This is a genomic window from Legionella maioricensis (genome assembly GCF_023618015.1).
Lineage (GTDB): Bacteria > Pseudomonadota > Gammaproteobacteria > Legionellales > Legionellaceae > Legionella > Legionella maioricensis.
Genome location: NZ_JAJKBJ010000002.1, coordinates 83,458 through 107,608, shown reverse-complemented (window position 1 = coordinate 107,608; position 24,151 = coordinate 83,458). Strand labels below are relative to the sequence as shown.

The window sequence follows — 24,151 nt, the reverse complement described above, 5'->3', positions numbered from 1 at the left end:
GCGAGTAAATCGGGGGGAATTGGTCTTTGGTGAGTAGGATCCATATAGAAGGTTGACGTTCCAACAAGAATGTTCTCAGGATTCGGCGTTTCCAAAATCAAGAGTCCCCCGGGAGAAGAACGCGATGAGCCTCCTCCACTAGCTTCTGCAGTTCGCCAAAGGCAAGATGTTCAACCAGATGAAATGCAGTAATTACACTAAGGCTTTGTTCTGATAGCCTTTTAAGATGTTCAAGCGCGTTGGCACAGATAATGGATAGTCCACGCTCTTTTGACGAGGTTATCAATCGCTCATTAGTATCAACTCCGTAGGCCGAAATCCCCTGTTCTTGCAACAATTCAAGCCATTCTCCTCTACCTGAACCCAGGTCAAGAACTTGAGCATCCGGATAAAATTGCATAAGGGTATGAATGAATGGAAGATACACTTTCAATTGAGTCTTAATGGTTTCAAAAGGACCACGGAAGTGCTCCATGAATGCTTGATAAAAATCAGCAGCGGTACTCGCATTACAAGAGTTGCTTTCTTTTTCAATGTTATTGTCAGTCATTCTGACAACTCTAAGGTATTCATGAACTCATTTACTTTACTGAAATGCTCATCCCAAGTGGGAATTTGCAAATTAGCCATACGCTGTTTTTGCGCTTGTCTAAGAGAACTGTTCTCCAGGGTATAATTTTCAATATGCTCCATCCATCCTTTACCATCAAGCGGATCCAGATAATCAGGAATATTACCTGCTATCTCACGAAAAACGGGTAAGTCACTGGCGATTACTGGGGTGTTAAAACTTAAGACTTCAATCAAAGGAAGACCATACCCCTCACTAAAAGTTGGGAAAAGTAAGGCTCTGGCATGAAGCAAATAGTTAATAAGCTCTTCATCTGGACTTTGTGACTCTATAACCACACTTTTTAATTGCTCACAACGATCCAACATATCCAAGCTGCCCCAACATTGTTTACCCCGTTTTCCAAGAATGACCAACTTTGGGGTTTTTACCCCTAACTTATCAACTAAACTCCGCCAAATTTGTAATAATAGTAAATGGTTTTTGCGTGGGTCAATGGTACTAACGATTAGAAAATAGGGTTCATCAATAAGTTTTTTTTCTTGGGTTAAGGCCGGACGCAAACCCGGGTTTTTAAACCCGCCAAGATCCGTTTTGAGTAAAAAACAATGGGTCCGAATGGTCGTTTTCTTAGAGTGCAGCAAGCCTTTAATGATTAATCGAGCTATAGTCTTAAAAGAGGTCGGATCCCAAGAGAGAAGCAAAAGGCCTATTTCTTGGGAAATATCCTGGGGGAAAATAAAAACTCGTGTCCGGGTACGAAAGAGTATTGCATGTCATAAAGATAATAGTGTAAATAAGCTAAGGTGACTCGAGGAATTCCGTGTGGAGGCTGATTTCGCCTTAAGGTATCAGTAATACTTGATATATCTATAAGTATTTGCTTCAAGACTAAACCTTTATTGCTCTATTTAGACTCTCGATTCTATTTCTGATTAAATAAAGTATCAATCGATTTTATAATTTTACGAGTAGTGGGAAATTAATTGAGCGATTGATAAAAAAATGCTTTTTGATGATGATTTATCGCTGCCATCAAGGGCTCAAGCCCCATAGCGCAGATGGGGCAATTACCCGGATGATACGGACGAATCTCTTTATCGCTTACCGTTGACTCATATAATTAATTGCCGCAGTTAATGCCTCATTGGAACAATCCTTATGGACTTCATTCGATTCATTGCATAAGCCTCCATGCTGCATGAGTCCTTTTCCTATAGTCAGGCTATATAACAAATAATCCATAGCGGATTTATATTGAGCGGGATCTTTTTTGGCCTCTATAGCCGCATGTTTAAAGCGAATATCCCATTCTTTTTTATTAAAGGCGGTAGGAGCTTTTATCGCCTGCGAAAACTGGGGAGCATGACAATTCTGGCAAGCGATTTGATACGTTTTCTTGCCTAAATCATCGGCAAAAACCTGTCCACTAATAGTGATCAACAATAGAGACATCAATAAATTTTTCATTTTAATTCCTTTATTTAATAATGACTTAGGTGTTTTCATTGAAATTTCCCTCTACCACCTTAGTTTAATCGTGCAATTTTTATACCTGAGTTGACAATGGTACAAATAGTAATTTCGTTTTATGTGCTGAGGTGTTGGGACAAACGCTAACAAATGGTTTTCTGGCGTCAGCAGCGGATGTTAAGCCAGTCTTTCTCTATACGTATTTCCATAACATTCTTAATAACCGTCTATACTGTTAAATATGTGGTCATGAAGGTTGTTATAAGAACATGTTACTATCCAGTTTATCCGCAGAAAACCAGGCCATCTACCTGCAGTATTTGAAAGATAAGGCAGTCTTAGAGGCTAATAAGCAAATCGATAATTTAGCCATAGATCCTCAAGGGCGTGTTTTAATTGAAGTTTCATTAACTGAAGAAGATTGGAGATTTCTTAATGAAACGCTGGTTCCTCAAATTGAGGATGAACAGTGGCGAAAGTGGGTAGGTCGAAAAACGACGGTTAGTTTGGACATCAGTGGACAAGAAGTCCTACAAAATAAATTGAATACCCAATTGCTGGAGGCTTTGCAAAAAGAGGATGACGTTAATTTCCAAGCCATTCATGAAGCCTTAACTACTACGCCCAAAGGAAGCATTATTGCGTTACAACAGGAATTTCATTTTCATTTAAGTTTAGCTACCCGCGTCTATGAAAAAGCAGTTGATGAACTTGACGATAAAGGAAATGAGCTGCAGGCCGCACATCAGGACGCCATGCTGGGAGTGAATAAGTTAGTGATGGCGGCCTATGCCGCTGCGTTAAAGAAAGCCTATAAAGGTAACAAAATTGATTTAAGTGTATTAAATCATGAACTGGATTTGGCGCGAAAGGCAATAACCCCCCAAGCCCATAAGATTTTACGGGATGAAATTATTAAAAGGACGCAGGTAACCTTAACCGAGAGTTCGTTTAATCATTCGCTTAAGGAGTTGGCTGAAGAAACTACGGCAACAGCCAATGATTTGCTCCATACAGACAGAGAGTCAGGTTTAGCAACCTGGATTGAAGGTTCGGAAATAACTGCGCACGATAGAGGATGGGGAGAAGAGCATACCGCTGCCCGTACCTTGATCACTCATCAATATACGAAATCTGGTGACATCAGTCCTCATAGCCATCCCAGAACGCAAATTCGTGTGCCTTCCCTTGATGCGAAGCTGAATGGTGAGTCTGAAAACTATCACATTCATGATGTCAAGAATAAAATTCATCACATTGCAACGAAGTATAATTTGTGCGCCGGGGATGCTACTCCTCCTGAGCGTGCATTTGTTTATAATTTGTACACCTCTCTTTATCATACCATTGATGACGCGCAGGGCAAAAACAAACAGACGCAAGGTGCCCGGCAAATCATTGAAGGAGCACATCGTTATAATTCTAATGCCATAAATCGTTATAATTCTGATCTCCTAAATTCTGATCCCCTAAAAAGAGATCCTGTCGTACTTTGTTTTGTCCAAAATATTCCGATCAATGGATTTGGCAGTGCCTTAGGTTATGGCAAACTTCAAAGGCCATTGGTTAAAGAAGCCACTTTAATGAGTGAAATGGCTTTGTTACATACCTTGTATAAAGCTTCTTCTCTTGAGCAACAAGAGGAGATCAAGGAAATTATCGGTCTGTACAAGAGTTATTTGCAACGTCCTGGCAGGCCCGTTTTCTTTTGCCAGTCAACGGCAGGTAAAATGGCAAAAGAAAAGATTGAGCAAATTAAGAATGAATGGAAAAACACCCCTTCAACAGCTCAGCAAGATATCGTTGCCGATGCGACGACTTGCCTTAAGAATCTAGTCGCTAACAATCTGCATTTTGATAAAGATTATGCAAAACTTGTCCAGTCTCTTTCTGTATTTTTAGAGAAAACTTCTATTGGTGGATGTAAGAGTGCTAATGAGCGCGCTCAATGCATTAATGGCCGGGTAGCCGTTTTAGACGCTTTACTTTTAAAAGATACCAATGATTTAACCGAAAAAGAGCGTCTATTGAAGACTGCTTTGACGACGTGTGCCCGCGACAATAAAATAACTCCTGAAATGGCCAAATCTCTTAAAGAATCGCTGGATGAGGCTTTTAATGAAGCAGGGTTACAGACGGCTCCTACGCTGATTAGTCTTGCGGATCAAGGGGCGAGTGCCAAAGCACAAGTTAGAACCCCCGTTGAAGGTCTTGTAAATAGTAATCAGTTTGAGGAGCCGACGCTAACCAATTTGCATCAAAGTAAATCCAGCGCAATGCAGGCTCATAAAGGACTTGGTGACGCAATGATGGCGGCCTGTACTGATGAGGCTGCGATAGGGGCTAAGAAGAAAGCGGAGCTGCCCCAAAGAGTCAAGGTTCTCCTGGACAAAGAGGTCTATGATAAAGTTCAGGAAGGGAAGTTATTTGGGCAAGTAGGGCACTATAAACAAGAACCTGAAGCGAATCATCAGTTTGTTAGTGAGCGACTGGGCAGTTCTCCTGATAAATTATCTGATGCTCAAAAGAAATTATATAAGGGGATCGATAAATATGAAGGTAAACATTTGGCAAAGATAAAAGCCTATAGCAAAGCTCATGGTTTACCTCTGCCAACAAAAGATAACCCCAATTTTTTTCGTGAGCAGTTTATCCATTTTTGTTTGAGTAAAAAATTAGATGGTTTTGCTATCCCTGACTCAGGAGACCCCAGGAAAAACAACCCTGAAAGAGCTACTATCAAACTCGAAGAGCTGTTTGGAAAAGAAGGAGCTGAACTTTATCAAAAGGCTTTGAAAGAAGAGCGCAACAGTCAAGAATACATGGATGCAGTATTTCGTACCTCCACCACTCATTATGAGGGCGATAAATGGGCGCAACGCCCCGTGGTAATTGTAGCCGGACCTTCGGCCAGTGGTAAATCGTTTGCAGCACAAGAGGCGATAAAAAAAGACAGTGAGTTTTTACCGAAAATGGATACGGGAGCCGATAAGCCAGGTAATGATGTGGTTGCTGTGGATGGCGGGATTTTTCGAGAAGTATCGCAAATGAGGAAATTTGCCATTCGTGTTGCTAATCAGCAGGGATTTACGGGCATCTCCGACTTGCATAGTAAAAGTTCAATATTAGACAAAGCAAAAAAATGTATTAAAGAAGCAGTATTTGCAACCAGCTCACTAGGTGTGGTCATTCCTGAAACATTTTCCAACCCTTTAAAAAATCCAGCCGGCATGCTTAGGAAAATTGAAAAATTACCCAATACCACACTCATGTTTACCCGTGTTGATGGCGAAGAACCTTTAGTTCTTAAGAAAACGGTTGGTTTTATGGGGTCTAACCGAGCCTGGAAAACAAAGGATTTTGACCGTTGTCCTGAGCTTGATTTAAATTCGACAGAGGATTTAAGTGAGTCTAAGGCTTATGGCAAACAAGGATTTTATTGGGGTAAAAAAGGCTCATTAGAGGCAGAGGAATGGTATAGAAAAAACAGTAAAGACAAGTTAAGTCTACTGATTATCAATGATTTAGTGCTTAAAAAACCAGTTCCCAAAGAGGTGCAGGAGAGTGGTGCAAAAGCTCACCGGTGGGCGGATGCCCAAAAGGGCGATGAAGGGGCTATATTAGTCAGCCGCCGAACTTTTGAAGCCTGGGTCAAATCAGAGGAAGAGATAACCCTTGAAGCGTTTATTAAAAAAACACCCAAGTCTTTATTAATTATGACCGCGGCGGAACAGCATCTTTTAGCGGTGCTAAAACAGCTTGAAGCAAGACTGGATCATGAATGTAAACATGAGCGGCGTCCTAAAAAAATAGCTGCTTTATCTACTGCTATTAAGGCGATAAACGGGGCTAATCCTCAGGATCCTGACTCATTTAAGTTGGCCATTGACACCATTCAGCCGTTGGTCACCAGAAAGACAGCTTCTTCACTGCGTAGAACTCAAAGCGTTTTAATTAATGCAGTCAGTGCATTGGAGGAGCGTTATGCTGAAGTTAAAAAACTGGAGGAAATTCGCAATAATAAGGTGGCTCCAGAGGCCTTGGTTTTGCATGAAAAGCAAGTCTGGAGGCAGAAAAAAGTGGAGCAAGAGAAGGAGATTCGTGACTTAGTAACTCATCTTGACTCTCTAAAAACAGTAAGAGAACAGGCCAGAGCCCTCAGCAATAATAGCTTTACATGGTTAAATGGAGCATTTGGGGCATCGGCTCAAAAATCTGCAACAGCATTACATCAAAAAATCCGTGATTTAGACGAAAGTTGTGAAACACTTATAGCTTATTTGGAGTATAAGCAATGGCAGATAGAAGGTTTTTTAAGTGAATTACCCGAAAAGCCATCAACTCCAGGGGTTGAGCAGCATAGACAAATGTTACAGCGTTCTTTAACACTGGTGAGAGATGAATTGGAAAACAGCTTATTGCCTACGCAAAAAATCTTGCGTGGGGATCCGGATAAAGAACATGTAATTGCCCGAGATGGCCTGATTGACACGGTTGAAACCGCAATGCAGGGCCAAAAAGGTATTCAGGTTTTTTCTACTTTTACCTGTGAAATTGGAGCAGACATTGCGCTGGAGCAAAAAGACCAGTTGTTTGGCGCATCTTTGTCAGACGAGGATGAGATAGAAGGAGTCGCAGTTCAGTTAGGCAACAGAAAAAAGCCTGTTTATCAAATGGTAGAGCAAGTAAAGGAAGGAATGGGGCGTCCATATAAAATTAAGAATCAATTTGGAGTTGAAATTGGCTCTTTTCTTGAAGAGCGCCCCAAAAAAACTTCGTCAACTGGCTCTAAAACAGAAGGTAACGACATCCAATTGAGTGCCATCCATTTTCCTGGGGGCGATGCTAAAACAGATAAAAATGCCAGGGATAATAAAATAATTTATTCTTTTGCCATGGCAATTCAATTATTGGCAACTATGGAAAAACCCCCAAGCAAGGAGAATCCTCTTATATTGGACGGAACAAATAGCGAAGCCATGCGCTTTATTTTCACTGCTTTAATGGTGTTAGGGGATAAATCATCAATGAAATTTGGTGCTGAAGCGATTAGCGTCGATCCTATATTCTTTAAGAAAGACGATGAACTTGGGTATTTTACCCGTTACAGTAGAAATTCATGTTATGACACTTATTTTAAAGACAGTACCGCTTTAACTCGACTGGTACAAGATGTTAAAGAGTTAACTACTGATAAGATGGGGCATGGCAAGGATCAACAAAATCTTGAAAAGGCCTTAGATCAGATGACCAAATTGTATAAAGAAAAAATACAGAAGGTAGTCGGAGAGACTGTTGAAGATCCTGATGCGCGATCAGAAGATAATTATACGGCTTGATTGGAATTACTTTCCTCTTTAACAAACGCTAAATAGTGGTTTGAGCTATGTAGCATAAAGCCGTTCTGGAAAATGCATGTAATTATTAATTTAGTATCAACCTATCTTAGTTTAATTTTTTTGAAGCGCTTAAATAAACGAAGGAGTTTTATATTCAGCTTGGTTTCTAATTCAACAACAGCTGTTTGATAATCGTTTGCCTCTAAGTCGTTAATCGGTGATTTACTGGCGAATAAAATATAATTCCCGCTTACTGTGCTGCAAAAAAGAATTTCAACAAAGTACTTATGTAAGCATTGAATAAAAGCCGAATTCTCTTCAGGAAGCTCGTGATAATTAACCACTAGCCATCCGGTATCATCTAAAACACGATGACATTGCTCAATAAACTGTTTTTTAATTTGGAACGTGTCCATACCGTAACTAAGGTATATATCCGCAAATAATACCTGGGTACTGCCACTTTCTTGATATTTTATTGCTGATTTTGCATCGGTTATCATGATGTGGATATTTTTTCTTACCGGCAATTGAAAAAAATTAAGGGCAATGTCATAAACTTTTTGCCGTAACTCGACGCAGAAGAGTGAACATTCAGGCAAAAGATAATGCAGCGAGTGCAGCAGACTGCCTCCACCTAATCCTAAAATGGTGATGTGGCGTGGGTTAGTAAATGCAAGAACCAGCAGCATAACCCGTATGTACTCATGGACAGGGACATGCGGATATTTAATATAGATACAGGTTTGATCGTAAACGGGGTCAAAATTTAATACTTTGAGATTTCCTCTATCGATAACCACAATTTCACCCCATTGATCACTGGTGCGGTAAGCGATGTGACTCCCAAAAAAATCATGGTTTTTTAAGTGTGAAATATTGTTCAACCGTATGCCTCTATTACTTTTTCCTGATTTAGGGTCTATTGATCTTTATTCTCCAAATCTCATGTGCTAGTACTTAAATAAAGAGCTATTCATGAAACAATCATGGACTGTATATCATATACCGATATACGGTATTCATCAACTGCATAATTGGAGTTTATTTTGTTACATGCGGCAATGGGGTAATAATGGAGTGAGTTTGCCTGGCTCGCCATAAATCCCAATCACGCTGAAGATTTAACCAAAATTCGGGCTCTGTACCTAATGCTTCAGAAAATGCTAATGCGGAGTCGGCAGTAACGCCACGACGTGTATTAACAATCTCATTAAGTCGGGCGTACGTCCATCCTAGATGATCCGCAAATTGTTTTTGAGTGAGATTAATCGGTTCTAAAAATTTTTTTAATAGAACTTCTCCTGGATGGGAGGGTTGTGTGTTCATAGATATCATTTATAACCATCTTAAATAACTTAAAATATATCTTATACCAAATATCGTGATAGAAAATACTATAAGATGCGGCGTATGTTCTATAATGGGTGAAATATACTCATAAAAACTCGGTCACTCTTTAACTCAATTCCCATAGGGATTGCGTTTAGCGCCATTCGCTCTTTTTTCAAAATGTTGATAATCTTGCACATCATACCAGTGTGCACCCCAATCCCATCCATGTTGTATAAAGAGTTGAGATACAAAGTCATTTTTTATTATTTTTCCGGGATAAGGTTTATAGCGATTAAGAAATTTGTTTCCACCTTCAGGAGATACCTTTTTCCCCTTAACAAAAGGATTGATCAGTGGATTAATATCTATTGCTCGTCCATAACTATGTTGCGAAAAAACTCCAGGCTTATTGGTTAGATCACGACAGTTAAAAGCAGAGGTATTGTTAGCTGCCATCGATGCATTGTCATTACCGTGAAAGATCTCCATAGGCTTCATGCTCTGAATGGGGAATTTCTTTAAATAGAGTTGTTTAAAAATAGCCACCACCTCATGAGCCAGCTCCTTGTTGACAATAAGAATACCTTGGTGAGTTTGATGATCAAATCCCCAATAGCTTAATTGAATATAGGTCAATTCATCCAAGGCAACAGGACAACCATTATGCCAGGTGTATTTCTTCATTTCCGTTTGCACTGTTGGTGGGATAGGACCAATGTTACTTGCAAAAGAAATGTTGTTTTTGGGGGCGTTAAAGGGGGCTGATGAAGTGGCATGGCTAAAAAAAAGAAGGGGCAATAAAAGGCAATTAGTTAATCTGTTTTTGACCATAAGATACTCCATAGGTATCACACACGCTGCTTGTTATTCATCATTTTTTCTATTAAAAAATTCATAGTCATAATACTCATTTTATAGCATAATCAAGCCCTTTAGAATGATTCAAAAAGATCTGCTATGTATTGTATTTTTATAGGTGGTGCTTCAGCTAGCGGTAAATCAAGTATTGCAAAACATTTGTTAAAAAAACTTAACGAGCTTGGGATTAATGCCACGGAATTGAAAATGGATGACTACTTCCATGAAAGGCCGGATGATATTGACAATGATGTCTTTAGGGCAACGACTAATCTTGATGTTCCGCAAATGCTGCATTTAGATCGTTTGAATAGAGATATTACGGAATTAAGCAAAGGGCATAGCATACGAAAACCCCTCCTTTCTTTTGCTACTAATAAATATTATGCCTGGGAAGATATTTCTCCTTCTGAGGTAGTTGTTATTGAAGGAATATTTGCTCAATATTTTTATCAAAACTTTGTAGACAAAGAACTCCCATCCATACTCGTTAATGTGACTACTGAAAGCTATCACGATCTGATGAATAGACGGATTGATCGAGATATTAAAGAGCGAAGCAGAACACGTGACGTAGTGCTTTCCTGTGAGCGCAAAACAGTAGGTCCTGGTTTCTATCAATATACGGCCAGTAATGCGCCGGGTGCTGATATTTATATCGACAATAAAAGACATGTGGATCTTGAGGAGAGAAATAAAGCTTTGGATGCTTCAGTGATGGAAATCATTGATCATTTAAATGAATTGCGCGCGGGACGCTCGGTAGAAAGACGAGCAAGACCTGATGTTAGAGAGCTTGTAGCCAGAAGTCATTGGGAGGCTGGAGAGAACTCCACTGCTATAGACCATTCTGAGGGACGCTTTATAGGGGTTTTTCATGGGGTTTTTGGTGAAACTCCAGGAGAATACAACCGCACTTTTTCTCATGATTGGAACATGCACGTATTAGCCGGTTTTGTCACAGTGCTGGGTGCTGCTGCTGTAGCAGTTGCCTTAGTTGCATTAAGTGGTGCCCTATGCACCGCAGTGGCTGTTACTGGTGCTGCAGTGGCCTTGACTGGCCTAGGACTGTTTGCTTACAGTGCCTGTAAAGGCTCTCAAGCCTCAACTGATGAGGAAAATTATTCTCTAGCAACCCCAGCCTTTTGACTGCCCTCTTGTGAATTAGTAGCCCGTATTAGACAACTAGGTAATACGGGAATAACTGATATGACGCCAGGCCATGATCTGCTGTTGGTAGCCTGAAAGAAATGATTGCTCTATTGCTTGTTGCATTCCTTTGGCAAAAATGGTTTTGTGGTCGCTTTTGCTTCTGCAGTAGATATTGTAATAGAACATAATCTAAGGGATATAGACATGCGCTCGGCTAATAATACAACGATCACACTTTGGCTATTGTTCTTTATTATTGTAGGAGTAATGATTTCATTTCTGGTTATACAAAAGATAAATAAACCAACTCCTTCAGCACGAGTGAGCACTGGGGAAAAAATAATATTACCTGCGCCAGTTTATGACAGTACGACTTCGGTAGAAAAAGCACTAAAACAACGTCGGTCGCTAAGACAATACAAAGATGAGGCCATGACTTTGCAGCAAGTATCGCAATTACTCTGGGCAGCCCAGGGCATCACATCGCCAGAGGGATTCCGTACCGCACCTTCTGCTGGAGCATTATATCCCTTGGAAATTTACTTGGTTAGCAGCAATGTTCGTGATTTACCGGAAGGCGTATATCATTATTTACCAGCAGAAAATGCACTGTTACTCACCGTTGAAGGCGATAAGCGAAGCGCATTAACCGCCGCCGCTCTTCAGCAAAATTCGATAAAACGTGCACCGGTTAATATAGTAATGACTGCGGTGTATGCCAGAACCACCAAGAAATATGGCAAACGTGGCAAACTATATGCGCATATAGAAATTGGCCATGCAGCACAAAATGTGTGTTTACAAGCAGCCTCTCTAGGGCTTGGAACAGTGACCATAGGAGCTGTTGATGACGCAGCTTTCAGAGCAATACTAGCACTTCCTAAAGAAGAGACCTCTCTTTATATAATGCCAGTAGGTAAAATATGAGTTAGCATCTTGGTTATGTTATTGTTTTAAAAAAAATTCACCTCTAATTCCAAAGCTCTATCGAGTACCTATAGAGATTCTTTAAGGCCTAAATAAAGCTCTGTTGGTTCTTGTCTTGATAATAGTCTACGACTATTGGGGCATGTTATTTTAATAAAGTACATACCTCGCGAACAGGTTAACTGATTAATGGAGTAATGAGCCAAGATGGTATCCGGTTATTGGTACAATGCAGCCCATGGCCGTCAAGCTAAGGATTTTGGTTGTTTAAGGGCAAACAAGCTGCCTGAGCATGTACTAAAACAGGAATGGATTCTCGCCTGCAAGAGAAGGACATAACCAAAATTGTCTTATCTTGACGGCTATGGCGCGATGCAGATCAGGTCATTTTGAGTGTTTAATGTACTCTTTCGCAAGGAACTCTTGCGGACGCGCGACAATGACCAGTGATGCAATCAAAAGTTGCTGTTTTAACCCATCAGTTGGTCAATTATCTTCTGCAACGTATTATTATTTTCATAATGAATGACCAGCGAGCCCTTGCCCGCTTTTCCTGGTTTTAATTTTATTTTGGTCTGTAATTGTTGCGCCAAGGTACTTAATTTATCTTGATAAAGAGGGCTTGGTTCTTCACGAGGCGACTCTTCCATTTTACCGGCTTTTACTCGCTCCACTAATTTCTCAGTTTCACGAACTGATAAATTCTTGGCAATAATCAATAGAGCTACCTGACTTTGTTGTTCTTCTTCCAGCATCAGCAATGCGCGAGCATGTCCCATATCTAAATCACCGTGCTCAAGAAGTTTTTTTACCGCTGGAGCTAAGGATAATAAACGTAAAAAATTACTCACGGCAGTTCTCGATTTACACAAAAGATCTGCAACTTGTTGATGAGTCAAGGCAAATTCGCTGGTGAGGCGGTGCATGGCCCGTGCTTGATCCATGGCATTTAAATCTTCGCGTTGTAAATTTTCAACCAAGGCCATAGCCATAGCTGTTTCATCATCAACTTGTTTTACTATGACCGGAACCTCAGTGAGGCCAGCTATTTGACTGGCACGCCAGCGCCGTTCACCGGCAATAATTTCATAACAGCCATTATTTAATTCTCGGACTAAAAGAGGTTGTAACAAACCTTGTTTTTTAATCGATTCAGCCAATTCATTTAAAGGCGCCTCTTCCATTTCTCCACGGGGCTGATATTTTCCTGGCTGCAGACAAGTGACTGCTAATTTAAGATGTTCTGTCTGTGGTTTTTCATTTAATAATGTGCTGCCAGATTGACTCAATAAGGCGGATAAATTACGTCCCAAACCACTGCGTTTTACTGTCATAATTATCCCCCAAATTAGCCTGCTACAGTTTGTTTACTGATTACTTCAGAAGCCAGCACCATATAAGCTGCGGCGCCGGGTGATGTTTTATCATAATGCAAAGCCGGTAATCCATGGCTTGGTGCTTCCGCCAGTCTGACATTACGCGGTATAACCGTACGATAGACTTTCGCAGGAAAATGCTCTAATAGCTGTTTCGATACATCCGCACATAATCGGTTGCGCGCATCGTACATGGTGCGAAGAACCCCTTCAATATTTAAACGGGGATTCACCGAAGATTTAACCTGTTCGATGGTGGATAGGAGGGCGGCCAAGCCTTCCAGGGCATAATATTCACATTGCATGGGAATTAATACCGAGTCAGCAGCAACAAAAGCGTTAATGGTTAACGTATTTAATGCCGGAGGGCAGTCAATAAGAATAAAATCATAATTATTTTGTAATGGCTGTAAGGCTTTATATAAAAAAGTTTCGCGATGATTGCGTTCCATCAAACTCACTTCGGCAACTGTTAAGTCGCTATTGCCAGGTATTAAATCATAACCACAAGTGGTGGAAAGACAAGCCTGTACAGCAAGGCAATCATGCAATAGCACGTCATTAGTGGTATGCACCAATTGATTTTTATCTACGCCACTACCCATAGTTGCATTGCCTTGGGGATCTAAATCAATCAACAATACCTGTTGATGGTTGGTTGCAAGCGATGCAGCTAAATTAATGGCAGTAGTGGTTTTACCTACGCCCCCTTTTTGATTGGCAATGGCTATGACTTTCGCCATAATTATTCCTTAGTTGGGTTATCGATCAGGACACAGCAGCGCTCACCCTCAACACCTTCAACAGTATAACTCTCGACTCGATATGGTTGATGGATCATCTTCAATTCAGTATCAGGATAACGCCCTTTCATTGCTAACCACATTCCATCTTTAGCAATAAGATGTTGGGTCCAATGAATCATTTGTTCAAGACTGCTAAATGCTCGACTTATTACTGTATCAAAACCTTGGGCCGGGTGGTAGTTTTCGACTCGAAATTGTACAATTTCCAGGTTTTTTAAGTCAAGTTGACGTTTTACTTCATTAAGAAAGCGAATTTTCTTGCCATTACTGTCTAATAAGACAAATTGCATTTCTGGTTTAGCAATAGCCAAGGGAATTCCTGGCAATCCAGCCCCTGTTCCTACATCCAGAATTCTCGTGCCTTTGAGCCATCGCACCATGGCGAGACTGTCCAGTATGTGTTTGCCGACCATTGCATCCAGGTGGCGAACTGCGGTGAGATTATAAGCTGCATTCCATTTATTAAGTAACAGCAGATACTTTAATAGCGGTTCGCAAAGGGGCTGTAACGCAAATTGTCCAAGCCCTTGCTCCAGCAGCAATTTAATGTTCAGGTCATCATTCATGCGTTAAGCCGACTTTTTTTTAAATGGACTAACAGCAAAGACAAGGCTGCAGGCGTTACTCCTGAAATACGACCAGCTTGGGCTAAAGTGGTCGGCTTTATTTTAGTTAATTTTTGGATGACTTCGCTGGATAAGCCAGTTACCTGAGCGTAATCCAGACTGTCGGGTAATTGAGTATTTTCGTATCGTCTCAATTTTTCAATGTCTTGTTGCTGCCGGTCTATATAACCTGCATATTTATTTTGAATTTCTATCTGTTCGGTCACATCAACAGGCAATTGGGGCAAACTCAAGTCATCAAGCATTAATAAATGCTGGTAGTTAATTTCCGGACGCTTTAAAAATTCTGAAGCTCGGTTATCATGCAACATTGGATTAGCAAGAATATCTTTGAATGCCTCATTATGACCGACGCGCACCCAGGTATTGTGGAGAAGTGATTGGGTTGCTTCTATCGCTTCGCGTTTGGTTGAAAACATGTGCCATCGCTCATCACCTACCAGACCTAATTCGCGTCCTTTAGTGGTTAAGCGCAGGTCGGCGTTATCTTCTCGTAATAGCAGACGGTATTCAGCGCGAGAAGTAAACATTCTATAAGGTTCTTGAGTTCCACAGGTAATTAAATCATCAATAAGTACACCAATGTATGCCTCATCGCGACGAGGACACCATAAATCTTTTTCTTGTACTTGTAAGGCTGCATTCATCCCAGCAATGATCCCTTGCGCTGCTGCTTCTTCATATCCTGTTGTGCCATTGATTTGTCCGGCAAAAAATAAATTAGGAATGGCTTTGGTTTGTAAAAAAGAGGTAAGGCCTCGCGGGTCAAAATAATCATATTCTATGGCATACCCAGGCCTGGTAATATGAGCATTTTCAAAACCTTTGATAGTACGCACAAATTGCACTTGTACTTCAAAGGGCAGGCTTGTAGAAATTCCATTAGGGTATATCTCTTCTGTCGTTAAGCCCTCAGGCTCTACAAAGATTTGATGAGACAACTTATCAGCAAAACGAACTATCTTATCTTCTATAGAGGGGCAATAACGTGGGCCTACCCCTTCAATTACGCCTGCATACATTGGTGATTGATGCAGGTTATTACGAATAATATCATGAGTTGCTTCTGTAGTATGGGTAATATGGCAAGGCACTTGTTGGGGGTGATCATTAATTGTACCCATATAGGAAAATACCGGTAGGGGCGTGTCACCCGGCTGGACAGTCATTTGGCTGAAATCCAGACTACGTCGGTCGATCCGTGGAGGGGTTCCGGTCTTTAAACGACCAACCGGTAATTCCAGATCGCGCAAGCTGTTTGCAAGAGCAATAGAAGGCGGGTCGCCAGCTCGTCCTCCGGAAAATTGATTCATACCTACATGAATTTTACCACCAAGGAAGGTACCGACTGTGAGAACCACTGCCCTGGCTCTTAATGTAAAGCCCATTTGGGTTACCACGCCCGCCACCCGTCCGTTCTCAATTAATAAGTCATCTACCGCCTGCTGAAAAATATCAAGGTTGACCTGAGCCTGTAATTGCTCCCTAATGGCTTGACGATAGAGTACCCTGTCTGCCTGAGCTCGGGTTGCGCGTACGGCAGGGCCTTTTGAAGCATTAAGAATACGAAACTGTATTCCTGCCAGATCAGCTGCTTTAGCCATCGCGCCATCCAGCGCATCAATTTCCTTAACCAAGTGCCCCTTACCAATACCGCCAATAGCGGGATTACAGGACATTTGACCAAGGAGGTCCATATTATGTGTGAGTAATAAGGTTTGCACTCCCATACGGGCTGCGGCAAGGGCTGCTTCAGTACCTGCATGTCCGCCACCTACTACAATGACATCATATAATTTTTCAAGATTCATGTCTGACCATTTATGTGCGTCAGGACTTACGGAAAACACCGACCTCTGGACTAAAAAAATTTTTTTACTCTGATTTGGGCTTTTTTCGTAAGTCCTGCATGTAACAAAAAGACCAATTATACACTTTTTTTAGCAATTCTCCCAATGAATAGTGCAGGAAAATTCAACAGTTCCATCTTAAACGCGGTGCAAGCGAAAAATTAAGATAAACCAATTTGGTCAGGGAAGAAGTTTTTAGATGCAGCCTGGCGAAAGCAAGCGCTGTCTCCATAGCCGTCAATCCAGGAAAAATCCCGTTGTTGTGGCGGCTAGCCTTTAGCTGCTTTTTCATGTCTTGATAACATATGAGCCAGTCTCATCCACCTCTGGGCACTTTCTCCCGCTAGCAAACAAAGGTAAAAACTTTAGCTTGAGGGCAATGTACCGCTCCCGGGTTTTGACTTCGTCTTCACCCAGGCTGCAAATTCAGAATGATTACAGTTGTCCACTTAGCCCACTATTCAAGAATGACAGATCAAGATCCTCTTCACTTTCATCTTGTTGTGGTTCCTTTGCAGTGGATGGTTTCTCACTCGATTTAAAAAAGGTTTGTGATTTCGACGTTTTTTCGACCCATTGCTCAGGATTTTGACAAAATGCCGCGTATTCCGCCGCATTCAATGGTTTTAGTGCCTCTTTTTCCGGTGTAATGAAATGATTAATAAGGAAATTGGTGAGAAACGCCAGCCCAATGACTGCAGCGATCACTCCCCAAAATGCTGGCCCCATGGGTAAAAAGATCAAGTTTACCAAAATAATAGCAGGCACGAACGTTTCAAATATTATGGAACGAAGAAGGTGTGCTGCTTGCAAAGTGACCGTTTGCCGTTGGTATTTTGACTCTGCCATTAATTTTTTGATCTCTAGAAAGAGGAATTTCTTTTCCTTATCATCCATGTCCGGATTTTCTTTCATTAACCTCTTAAACTCATCAATTTTATTTTTTATTTCTTCTTTGGTTTCTTTTATTGACTGTCTGGTTTTATGAATTTCCATACCACCTTTTATAGCATTACAAATCACTGTCAATGCAAGGCACAAAACGGCTCCGGCGGGTCCTGCAGCAGCCAATGCCGGAAGGAATGGGGCCGTCAACAAGAAAAAGGCCAGCATTAAACCCACAGCATAGGAGACATTAACTATTAAAATTCTTTTCTTATGCTCCCATTCCCTTTGACATTGTTTCTGAGCTTTTTTTAAGGCGTTTAATTGAGCCTGATATTCTCTAATTCTTCGGGCGTATTGTTCCTCTGCTTCAGCGGCTTTTTGGGTTCCTTCAAGCAGCAGTTTTAATCGCTTAATCTGATTCTCGTAATCTAGCAGCTCCTCGCTGTTGTCCGGGTCTTCGGCTAGGCTATGTGCTTGGGCTACTTCCACTGCCTGTAATTGGCCCTCATATTCTCTAATTCTTTGAGAATATCCTTCTGCTGTTTCAGCGTCTTTCTTTGTTCCCTCAAGCTGCAGTTCCAATCGCTTAATATGATTCTCATAATCCAGCATTTCCTTATTGTATTTTGTTTGTTCTTCGGCAAATTCCCATACAGCCAAAGTGATATCAAACACTAACAGCGCTAAAGTTAAGGCATCGCCCGCTGATCCTAATGTCCCTGACCCATAAAGCCAAAAAAAGCAAAGGGCATTTCCTGTTGCCCAAACAAAATCGTTGAGTAAGGTAAATTTTCTTTGATCCCATTGGGTAAGAAAACGTTTTTGCCAGGGAGTGCTTTTTTCTGCCTCACTGGTCATCCACGACCCTTGAATAGTGTGTTTTAGTAATAGGCTAAAATTAAGAGCAAAGCGGAAATAATATAAGGACCAACTAAGTGTGCCTGTGTAGGGATCTGGCATTTTGACAGTTTGTCTGCCTTGCTCCACATTCCAATAATCAGCGGGAATTAATTCCAGAAAGGTTTTGATCAATCCGCCGCCCCAAACCCAATAGAGTCGTTTTTCATTAAAGGAACCCATATGCTCTTTTATGGTTTTGGTTTTGCGATCCATATAGCCAACCATTTTTTCTGCAAACCATTGGCCAAAGGAAATGGCTAAGTATTTAACTGGATTTCCTTCACTAGCATATCCCTGGTCTGGAGAGGGTTTAATTTTTTTCTCTTTGCATACCTTTCCATACTGCAAGGCATCGATTAATTGATGGCATCTGCTGATCTGGCTGGTATAGACTTTTGAATTTTCCGTTTTTTGATATTCCAGTTCATATTGCTTTTGAGTCAATAAAAGCAAAAAAGTAACTCGCAGATTACGCAAGGCTTCCTCTTTTTGTGCCTCATTCATGTAGGGGAACTGAACGGGATCAATTGTTTCTATAATCGAAAGGTAATAATTGAGTGGGCTAAGAAAGCCGTTGCCCTCATTTTCTCTATTGTATTTAAGAAGTTCTTTAACTTTTTGCTTATAGCGCAGCTTATTCGTCTTACCATCTGTAAACGTTTTAAGGTAGGATTGAACAATTAAGCTGCTTGTTGCCATAACAGTACCTCTGTATTTTAGAGTTCTTGGTGACTCGCCTAGGACTTATGAAAAAAGCCGTTTGTTAAAAGAACGGCTACAGCAGTGCAAAATGTTCTCATAAACAATTTTTTCACAACGTTCCGGTCTTTTTTTCACCAGTCTTATCTATATATGATAGTAAAAAAAACAAATATGTTCTTTTTTATAACATAATACTTATTTTGAAAACAAGCTGGATATTTGTAGATTTACATTATTGATACTAAAGTTTGCATAAAATGAGGCTGATTTGACTTGATTTGTGGAGTATCTTTATTGGCCCATGATGCGTGGCATTCATGCAGTTTGGATTAAATTGATGTACCAATTTGCCGATTCATGGAACTTATTTAATAACAGGGAGTAATAATACCAGCCTTTTTTTCAAGACCTTCAAATAGCTTAGTGGAACATGAGTATGTTAGCGAGGCGGAAAAAACCAGAGAGGATATGACCCTTTTTGATGAGCATCTGGATAGAGAGAAAGTTGATCTTTACTTTAAAATCTATGGCTACAAACAAGGTGGTTTTTTGGCAATTTTGGAAGGTATGGGCTATGCCGTTGTTAATGGATTTTCGGCGCTTAAAACAGCTGCGATGTCCATTATGCCTTGCCATTCTCCAGCATAAATTTTTTTCCCAGGTCAGGGGCTAAACCCCTGACAAACTCTTTACAATTACAGTGCTGCGGGCTCAATGCCGCTTCTTGAGTAGATGTCATCAAAACGCTTAATGTCATCCTCACCCAAGTACGTACCACTTTGTACCTCTATGACATAAAGCGGTTCGTCTCCCGGATTACTTAAACGATGCAGGGTATTTTGCGGAATATAGGTGGACTGGTTCACAGATAAGCGGAAATTCCGGACATCATTAACTACCTCTGCTTCACCACCTACGACAACCCAATGTTCAGCCCGATGTTGGTGCATTTGGAGGGACAATTTAGCTCCGGGCTTAACCATCAAACGTTTTACTTTAAATGCTGGACCCTCAGCTAAAATTTCATAATATCCCCAGGGGCGGGATACGCGTTGGTGATCTTGAGTTAACTGATGGTGCTCTTTACGCAAGGAGTTGACTAATTCTTTGACCTGTTGTGAATAACGTTTATCGGCGACTAACACCGCATCACTGGTAGCCACTATTATTTGATCCTGAATGCCTACGGTGGTTACTAAAATATGTTCGCTATTAATTAAACAATTATGGCTGTCTTGGGCTATTACTTTTCCAGTGATGGTATTGCCATGCTCATCGGGTTGATTCGCATCAGCAACTGCTGTCCAACAACCTAAATCGCTCCACTGCATAAAGACAGGGATGACCACCGCTTTATCTGTTTTTTCCATGATGGCGTAGTCAATGGATTCATCTTTACATTGAGAAAAACAATCTAAATCAAGGCGTAAAAAGTCATGATGATGATAGGCCTGAGTCAGGGCTTGTTCACTAAAGTGGTATATGTTGGGTTCATATTTTTGTAGTTCATCAAGGTATACTCCGGCGGTACAAACAAACATCCCGCTATTCCAGAAATAATTACCATGGGCTATAAATTCCGCTGCCGTTTCTGCACGTGGTTTTTCTCTGAAACTCAAGACGGCTTTTACTTTATTAGTTAAAGGGGTACCTGCTTCTATATACCCATACCCGGTTTTTGGACTGTCTGGCTTTATACCAAAGGTAACGATAGCTTTATTTTCTAACGCAAAATGTCCGCCAGTTATCATGGCCTCTTTCCAGGCGTTATCATCCGCTATCCAATGATCTGAGGGTAAGACCAGCATTACTGCATCTCTACCTGCAGTCTGGACTAAATGACGGGCGGCGCAGGCAATTGCAGGTGCAGTATTGCGCGCACAGGGTTCTAATAAGTAAGTTGTTGGGGTATTAAAATCTTGTAATTGTTCCTGGCAAAGAAAATAATGGGCATCATTGCTTACTATCAGCGTTTGATTGCTCTGTAAGCTATTTGCTCTTTGCATGGTTTGTTGAAGTAAGGATTGTTTACCATTCAAGGCTAAAAATTGTTTAGGAAAGTTTTGGCGTGATAAAGGCCATAAACGGGTACCGGAGCCTCCGGCAAGAATTACTGGATAAAGATTAGTCGTCATGACATTCCAAGTTGTGGCATAATTGCCGGGCATTTTAACAGGATTTTTTATGAGCAAGCAATGCTCAATTTTTTTGAGGCGTATCAAATGAAAAAGGCAGTGGTGTTACTCTCGGGAGGATTGGATTCGACTACATGTTTGGCCCTGGCTAAATCATTGGGTTATACCTGCTGTGCACTGAGTTTTTCGTACGGTCAGAGACATTCTGCGGAATTATTGGCTGCAACACGAATTGCCCAACAAATGAAGGTGGAACATAGAATAGTAAACCTTGATGTTGCCTTGTTCGGCGGTTCAGCCTTGACGGATAAAACGCTGCACGTTCCTGATTTTCAGGAGAGTGCAGACATTCCAGTTACTTACGTACCGGCCAGGAATACCATATTTTTGTCTATGGCTCTTGGATTGGCCGAATCGCTTGGTGCCAGAGATCTCTTTATAGGAGTGAGTTCTGTCGATTATTCTCATTACCCTGATTGCCGACCTGAGTTTATCCAGGCATTCCAGGCTTTGGCTAATTTAGCAACTAAAGCCGGTGTAGAGGGGAATTTGTTTACTATTCATGCTCCCTTACAACACTTAAGTAAAGTAAAGACTATTGAGTTAGGTATTGAGTTAGGCGTTAATTATGGTTTGACCGTTTCTTGTTATCAGGCGAATGATGCTGGAGAAGCCTGTGGTAAGTGTGATAGTTGCACCTTCCGAAAACAGGGTTTTGCCGGAGCCAAAATAGACGATCCCACTTTATATCAGAAATTTGTTTCTATTTAATTCTTATAAATAATATAGTTCGATTGAATTTGGAGTGGGGCATGTGGCGTTGGATAAAAGAATGGTATAAAAGAAATCGAGTTCCTTTCGCGATTTTTTTGGGCGCGTCAATGGGGATAGGGCTGCTTATTGCCGCCGTCTGTTTATTCTCCCCTGCTGCTTTAGCGGCTTTTGCTACTTTAACATTGGGGGGCGTGACTCCTTTAAGTTTTTTGACTGCCATCCATTTGCCTCTGGCTTTACTAGCCCTTGCCGCCATTACGAGCGGGGTTGCTTTTGGCGCAATCACTATCGGTGTTCTGGTAATGAAACAATTCACTACTATAGGACGGCATCTATGGGCCTTGCATGGTGGTGAAAAACAGCCGCAAACCAACCCTTTAACCAGTGGAACCTATCATTATCTTCAAGCTCACTTACACGGCACTGATTCGTATATGGAAGAGTATGATGAAGAATATAATGAAATAAATTCCAGTAATTCGAGTGACGAAGAAGAACAAGAGGGCTCAATATGCTCTTCTGATTTCATTGATCCGGATAATCCTGTTGAAAGTATCCCGTATTCCTTTTCTCCTTCTCTAAGATAAAGGGACAAATTTCTTCTCTTACTTTTAATAGAATCCCAGGTCTACTGCCATTACCCTAAGCGACTTTCGGTCATTTTGGAGATTCTTCGCTTCGCTCTGGATGATGTTTGTTTAGTCAAAGGTGGTTTTTTATTGAAAGGGCGCTTAATTTTAGAATGGGTTTCGGATAGTTAGTAATGTATAAATTATAGTTAAATTTATTTTTTTTTGAACAAAAATATCTTCTTGTTAATAATTGTCTTTTTAACATATAAATGAGTTAAATTTACACTTTTGTTACAACATATTGAGCATTTTTGATTCACATTTTGCAAATTGGTTGCTACAATCCGCCTCGATTTATAACCTTGGAGTAAAATAATGACATTTAGACAATTTGCAAGAGCTGCTTTCCTGTTCCCTGCGACAGTTTTAGGTGGTATCACTGATCTGTTGTTAGGTTCTTACAAACGTAAAGCTACCGGCGAAATTAGAACTGATGCTGATGGTAACGCATTGACACGTCCCGGTTTGTTAAGCTCTATCCTTGATGGTATTAAATATGTAGCACGAGGTGTTGCTAATTTTGTTTACAACCACAGACAAGCAATCGCTACTGCTGCTTGGGCTTCTTTATTAGTGGCTGGTGCTGCTGCCTTAACTGTATTCTTATGGCCTGCTGCTTTAGCTTTTGCTACTACTTTCAGTATTGCTGGTTATTCTATTGCTAGCGTTGTTGGTGCTAACGTGGTTGCTCAAATCGCTGCTGTTGGTGTTGTTGGTGCTGTTGCTACCAGTGCTGCTGTTTATACTGTTGCTGCTATTGCTAACACAATCAGTGCAATCAGCTCTTTCTTTGCAAGCAGAAGCAGAGCGCAACAACCAGCAAACGAGCCTACTATTGGTGGTCAAGAAGTTACTGCTACCAAATCTGCTAAGGAATTAAGCAAGTTAGGTAAACCAATTCCTGTCACACAAGCTGAATTAAAAGACGAAGCTCAACCTGTTCATAGAACTGTATTGAAAAGCAGTGCAGAATTGAAGAAAGATAGTAAAGTCGAGGCTGAATCATCAGTTGAGGAAGTAGTAGTAGGTGCTACAATCGCTAAAGTTTAATTAGTAAACAAATATCTCAAAACGCGGCTTAGGCCGCGTTTTTTATTCCTCTCCCCACCGTTTTACCAATCCGCTTTCCAGATCGAATAAATCCAGAACTCTTCCTACCGTATCATCTACTATATCCTCTATGCTTTGGGGGTTATTATAAAAAGCCGGTACAGGAGGGTAAATGATGCCTCCCATTTGAGTCAGGGCTACCATGTTGTTCAGATGCCCCAGATGTAATGGCGCTTCTCGAGGGAGAAGCACTAATTTTCTCCGCTCTTTCAGGACAACGTCTGCGGCACGAGTCAGAAGGGTACTACTAATCCCATGAGCTATTTCACCTAAAGTATTCATCGAGCAGGGGGCGATAATCATTCCCATGGTTTTAAAAGAACCGCTGGCAATACTGGCAGCAATATCCATGCAGGGATGATATACATCAGCCAGCGCCTTAAGTTGTGCCGCACTAAATTGAGTTTCATAGGTCCGTGTCAATTGAGCTGCCTTGCTAACGACTAAATGAGTTTCTATAGCTAATTTCCGCAAGACCTGGAGAAGTCTGATGCCATAGATTATTCCTGAAGAACCACTAATGCCTATGATGAGGCGAGGATTTTGAGTCATGACCGGGTCACTTTTACTGAGAACTAATTTGATATTAGCAAATTATTGGCAATAAAACTCTACCGGCATTTCTTCTATAATGGCTGCAAGTCATAGACGGCAGTAAAAGAAGATAACTATTAAAGCATTTATTTTATCTTTGCGT

Annotated in this window: 20 protein-coding genes; 7 read left to right on the top strand and 13 right to left on the bottom strand. The window is 41.0% G+C overall.

Features of this window, described 5'->3' with window-relative positions:
- Nucleotides 1–97 precede the first annotated feature (97 nt).
- The 3 genes from LOX96_RS02755 to LOX96_RS02745 form a co-directional block, all read right to left on the bottom strand.
- Nucleotides 98–550 (bottom strand): class I SAM-dependent methyltransferase, encoded by a 453-nt coding sequence (locus LOX96_RS02755; RefSeq protein WP_250420368.1) that lies wholly within the window; start codon nt 548–550, stop codon nt 98–100.
- Nucleotides 547–1,275, bottom strand: coding sequence for a glycosyltransferase family 4 protein (locus LOX96_RS02750; RefSeq protein ID WP_250420365.1), 729 nt, complete (start codon nt 1,273–1,275; stop codon nt 547–549). The genes LOX96_RS02755 and LOX96_RS02750 overlap by 4 nt, the downstream gene beginning before the upstream one ends.
- 400 nt (nt 1,276–1,675) lie before the next feature.
- Nucleotides 1,676–2,041 carry a cytochrome C gene (locus LOX96_RS02745; RefSeq protein WP_250420617.1) on the bottom strand — a complete coding sequence of 122 codons (366 nt, stop codon included), beginning with the start codon at nt 2,039–2,041 and terminating at the stop codon, nt 1,676–1,678.
- A gap of 272 nt (nt 2,042–2,313) precedes the next feature.
- Here LOX96_RS02745 and LOX96_RS02740 point away from each other — a divergent pair, with 272 nt between their 5' ends.
- Nucleotides 2,314–7,383: a hypothetical protein gene (locus tag LOX96_RS02740; protein ID WP_250420362.1), complete on the top strand. Its 5,070-nt coding sequence runs from the start codon at nt 2,314–2,316 to the stop codon at nt 7,381–7,383.
- Between the two features lie 101 nt (nt 7,384–7,484).
- Here LOX96_RS02740 and LOX96_RS02735 read toward each other — a convergent pair whose 3' ends face one another.
- The 3 genes from LOX96_RS02735 to LOX96_RS02725 form a co-directional block, all read right to left on the bottom strand.
- Entirely contained in the window at nt 7,485–8,270 is a 786-nt protein-coding gene (locus LOX96_RS02735; protein ID WP_250420359.1) for a class I SAM-dependent methyltransferase, read from the bottom strand.
- 157 nt (nt 8,271–8,427) lie between these two features.
- Entirely contained in the window at nt 8,428–8,712 is a 285-nt protein-coding gene (locus LOX96_RS02730) for a HigA family addiction module antitoxin (protein ID WP_250420356.1), read from the bottom strand.
- 135 nt (nt 8,713–8,847) lie between these two features.
- Complete coding sequence (locus tag LOX96_RS02725) at nt 8,848–9,549, bottom strand: M15 family metallopeptidase (RefSeq protein ID WP_250420353.1); 702 nt, start codon at nt 9,547–9,549, stop codon at nt 8,848–8,850.
- Nucleotides 9,550–9,675: 126 nt separating this feature from the next.
- Between LOX96_RS02725 and LOX96_RS02720 the strand changes: the two genes are divergently transcribed.
- Both LOX96_RS02720 and LOX96_RS02715 read left to right on the top strand, forming a co-directional pair.
- Nucleotides 9,676–10,725: a uridine kinase family protein gene (locus tag LOX96_RS02720; protein ID WP_250420350.1), complete on the top strand. Its 1,050-nt coding sequence runs from the start codon at nt 9,676–9,678 to the stop codon at nt 10,723–10,725.
- Nucleotides 10,726–10,842: 117 nt separating this feature from the next.
- Nucleotides 10,843–11,655 carry a SagB/ThcOx family dehydrogenase gene (locus LOX96_RS02715; RefSeq protein WP_250420348.1) on the top strand — a complete coding sequence of 271 codons (813 nt, stop codon included), beginning with the start codon at nt 10,843–10,845 and terminating at the stop codon, nt 11,653–11,655.
- A 470-nt stretch (nt 11,656–12,125) separates the two neighbouring features.
- On the opposite strand, the gene LOX96_RS02710 is transcribed toward LOX96_RS02715, so the two are convergent.
- From LOX96_RS02710 to LOX96_RS02690, 5 genes are all read right to left on the bottom strand, one after another.
- Nucleotides 12,126–12,989 (bottom strand): ParB/RepB/Spo0J family partition protein, encoded by an 864-nt coding sequence (locus LOX96_RS02710; protein WP_250420345.1) that lies wholly within the window; start codon nt 12,987–12,989, stop codon nt 12,126–12,128.
- A gap of 14 nt (nt 12,990–13,003) precedes the next feature.
- Complete coding sequence (locus LOX96_RS02705; RefSeq protein WP_250420343.1) at nt 13,004–13,774, bottom strand: ParA family protein; 771 nt, start codon at nt 13,772–13,774, stop codon at nt 13,004–13,006.
- Between the two features lie 2 nt (nt 13,775–13,776).
- Entirely contained in the window at nt 13,777–14,403 is a 627-nt protein-coding gene (rsmG, locus tag LOX96_RS02700) for a 16S rRNA (guanine(527)-N(7))-methyltransferase RsmG (RefSeq protein WP_250420340.1), read from the bottom strand.
- A complete protein-coding gene (gene mnmG, locus LOX96_RS02695; protein WP_250420337.1) occupies nt 14,400–16,274 on the bottom strand; it encodes a tRNA uridine-5-carboxymethylaminomethyl(34) synthesis enzyme MnmG in 1,875 nt (624 codons plus the stop codon). Before mnmG ends, rsmG begins: the two co-directional genes overlap by 4 nt.
- A 474-nt stretch (nt 16,275–16,748) precedes the next feature.
- Nucleotides 16,749–18,800 carry a hypothetical protein gene (locus LOX96_RS02690; RefSeq protein WP_250420334.1) on the bottom strand — a complete coding sequence of 684 codons (2,052 nt, stop codon included), beginning with the start codon at nt 18,798–18,800 and terminating at the stop codon, nt 16,749–16,751.
- Nucleotides 18,801–19,226: 426 nt separating this feature from the next.
- Between LOX96_RS02690 and LOX96_RS02685 the strand changes: the two genes are divergently transcribed.
- The gene (locus LOX96_RS02685; RefSeq protein ID WP_250420331.1) at nt 19,227–19,451 is read left to right on the top strand and encodes a hypothetical protein; all 225 of its coding nucleotides are present in this window, start codon (nt 19,227–19,229) and stop codon (nt 19,449–19,451) included.
- 47 nt (nt 19,452–19,498) lie between these two features.
- On the opposite strand, the gene LOX96_RS02680 is transcribed toward LOX96_RS02685, so the two are convergent.
- Nucleotides 19,499–20,938 carry a mannose-1-phosphate guanylyltransferase/mannose-6-phosphate isomerase gene (locus LOX96_RS02680; protein ID WP_250420328.1) on the bottom strand — a complete coding sequence of 480 codons (1,440 nt, stop codon included), beginning with the start codon at nt 20,936–20,938 and terminating at the stop codon, nt 19,499–19,501.
- Nucleotides 20,939–21,025: 87 nt separating this feature from the next.
- Between LOX96_RS02680 and queC the strand changes: the two genes are divergently transcribed.
- From queC to LOX96_RS02665, 3 genes are all read left to right on the top strand, one after another.
- A complete protein-coding gene (queC, locus tag LOX96_RS02675) occupies nt 21,026–21,709 on the top strand; it encodes a 7-cyano-7-deazaguanine synthase QueC (RefSeq protein ID WP_250420326.1) in 684 nt (227 codons plus the stop codon).
- 41 nt (nt 21,710–21,750) lie between these two features.
- Complete coding sequence (locus LOX96_RS02670) at nt 21,751–22,299, top strand: hypothetical protein (RefSeq protein ID WP_250420323.1); 549 nt, start codon at nt 21,751–21,753, stop codon at nt 22,297–22,299.
- Between the two features lie 360 nt (nt 22,300–22,659).
- Entirely contained in the window at nt 22,660–23,394 is a 735-nt protein-coding gene (locus LOX96_RS02665; protein WP_250420321.1) for a hypothetical protein, read from the top strand.
- Between the two features lie 42 nt (nt 23,395–23,436).
- Here the strand turns inward: LOX96_RS02665 and LOX96_RS02660 are convergent, their stop codons facing one another.
- Nucleotides 23,437–24,006, bottom strand: a complete 570-nt coding sequence (locus LOX96_RS02660; protein ID WP_250420318.1) for a UbiX family flavin prenyltransferase — start codon at nt 24,004–24,006, stop codon at nt 23,437–23,439.
- Nucleotides 24,007–24,151 lie beyond the last annotated feature (145 nt).

Excerpts from the sequence above, each read along its gene's own strand:
- LOX96_RS02755 (WP_250420368.1), bottom strand. The coding sequence starts at position 550 with ATGACTGACAATAACATTGAAAAAGAAAGCAACTCTTGTAATGCGAGT.
- LOX96_RS02745 (WP_250420617.1), bottom strand. The coding sequence starts at position 2,041 with ATGAAAAATTTATTGATGTCTCTATTGTTGATCACTATTAGTGGACAG.
- LOX96_RS02740 (WP_250420362.1), top strand. The coding sequence starts at position 2,314 with ATGTTACTATCCAGTTTATCCGCAGAAAACCAGGCCATCTACCTGCAG.
- LOX96_RS02730 (WP_250420356.1), bottom strand. The coding sequence starts at position 8,712 with ATGAACACACAACCCTCCCATCCAGGAGAAGTTCTATTAAAAAAATTT.
- LOX96_RS02725 (WP_250420353.1), bottom strand. The coding sequence starts at position 9,549 with ATGGTCAAAAACAGATTAACTAATTGCCTTTTATTGCCCCTTCTTTTT.
- LOX96_RS02720 (WP_250420350.1), top strand. The coding sequence starts at position 9,676 with ATGTATTGTATTTTTATAGGTGGTGCTTCAGCTAGCGGTAAATCAAGT.
- LOX96_RS02710 (WP_250420345.1), bottom strand. The coding sequence starts at position 12,989 with ATGACAGTAAAACGCAGTGGTTTGGGACGTAATTTATCCGCCTTATTG.
- LOX96_RS02705 (WP_250420343.1), bottom strand. The coding sequence starts at position 13,774 with ATGGCGAAAGTCATAGCCATTGCCAATCAAAAAGGGGGCGTAGGTAAA.
- rsmG (WP_250420340.1), bottom strand. The coding sequence starts at position 14,403 with ATGAATGATGACCTGAACATTAAATTGCTGCTGGAGCAAGGGCTTGGA.
- mnmG (WP_250420337.1), bottom strand. The coding sequence starts at position 16,274 with ATGAATCTTGAAAAATTATATGATGTCATTGTAGTAGGTGGCGGACAT.
- LOX96_RS02690 (WP_250420334.1), bottom strand. The coding sequence starts at position 18,800 with ATGGCAACAAGCAGCTTAATTGTTCAATCCTACCTTAAAACGTTTACA.
- LOX96_RS02680 (WP_250420328.1), bottom strand. The coding sequence starts at position 20,938 with ATGACGACTAATCTTTATCCAGTAATTCTTGCCGGAGGCTCCGGTACC.
- queC (WP_250420326.1), top strand. The coding sequence starts at position 21,026 with ATGAAAAAGGCAGTGGTGTTACTCTCGGGAGGATTGGATTCGACTACA.
- LOX96_RS02670 (WP_250420323.1), top strand. The coding sequence starts at position 21,751 with ATGTGGCGTTGGATAAAAGAATGGTATAAAAGAAATCGAGTTCCTTTC.
- LOX96_RS02665 (WP_250420321.1), top strand. The coding sequence starts at position 22,660 with ATGACATTTAGACAATTTGCAAGAGCTGCTTTCCTGTTCCCTGCGACA.
- LOX96_RS02660 (WP_250420318.1), bottom strand. The coding sequence starts at position 24,006 with ATGACTCAAAATCCTCGCCTCATCATAGGCATTAGTGGTTCTTCAGGA.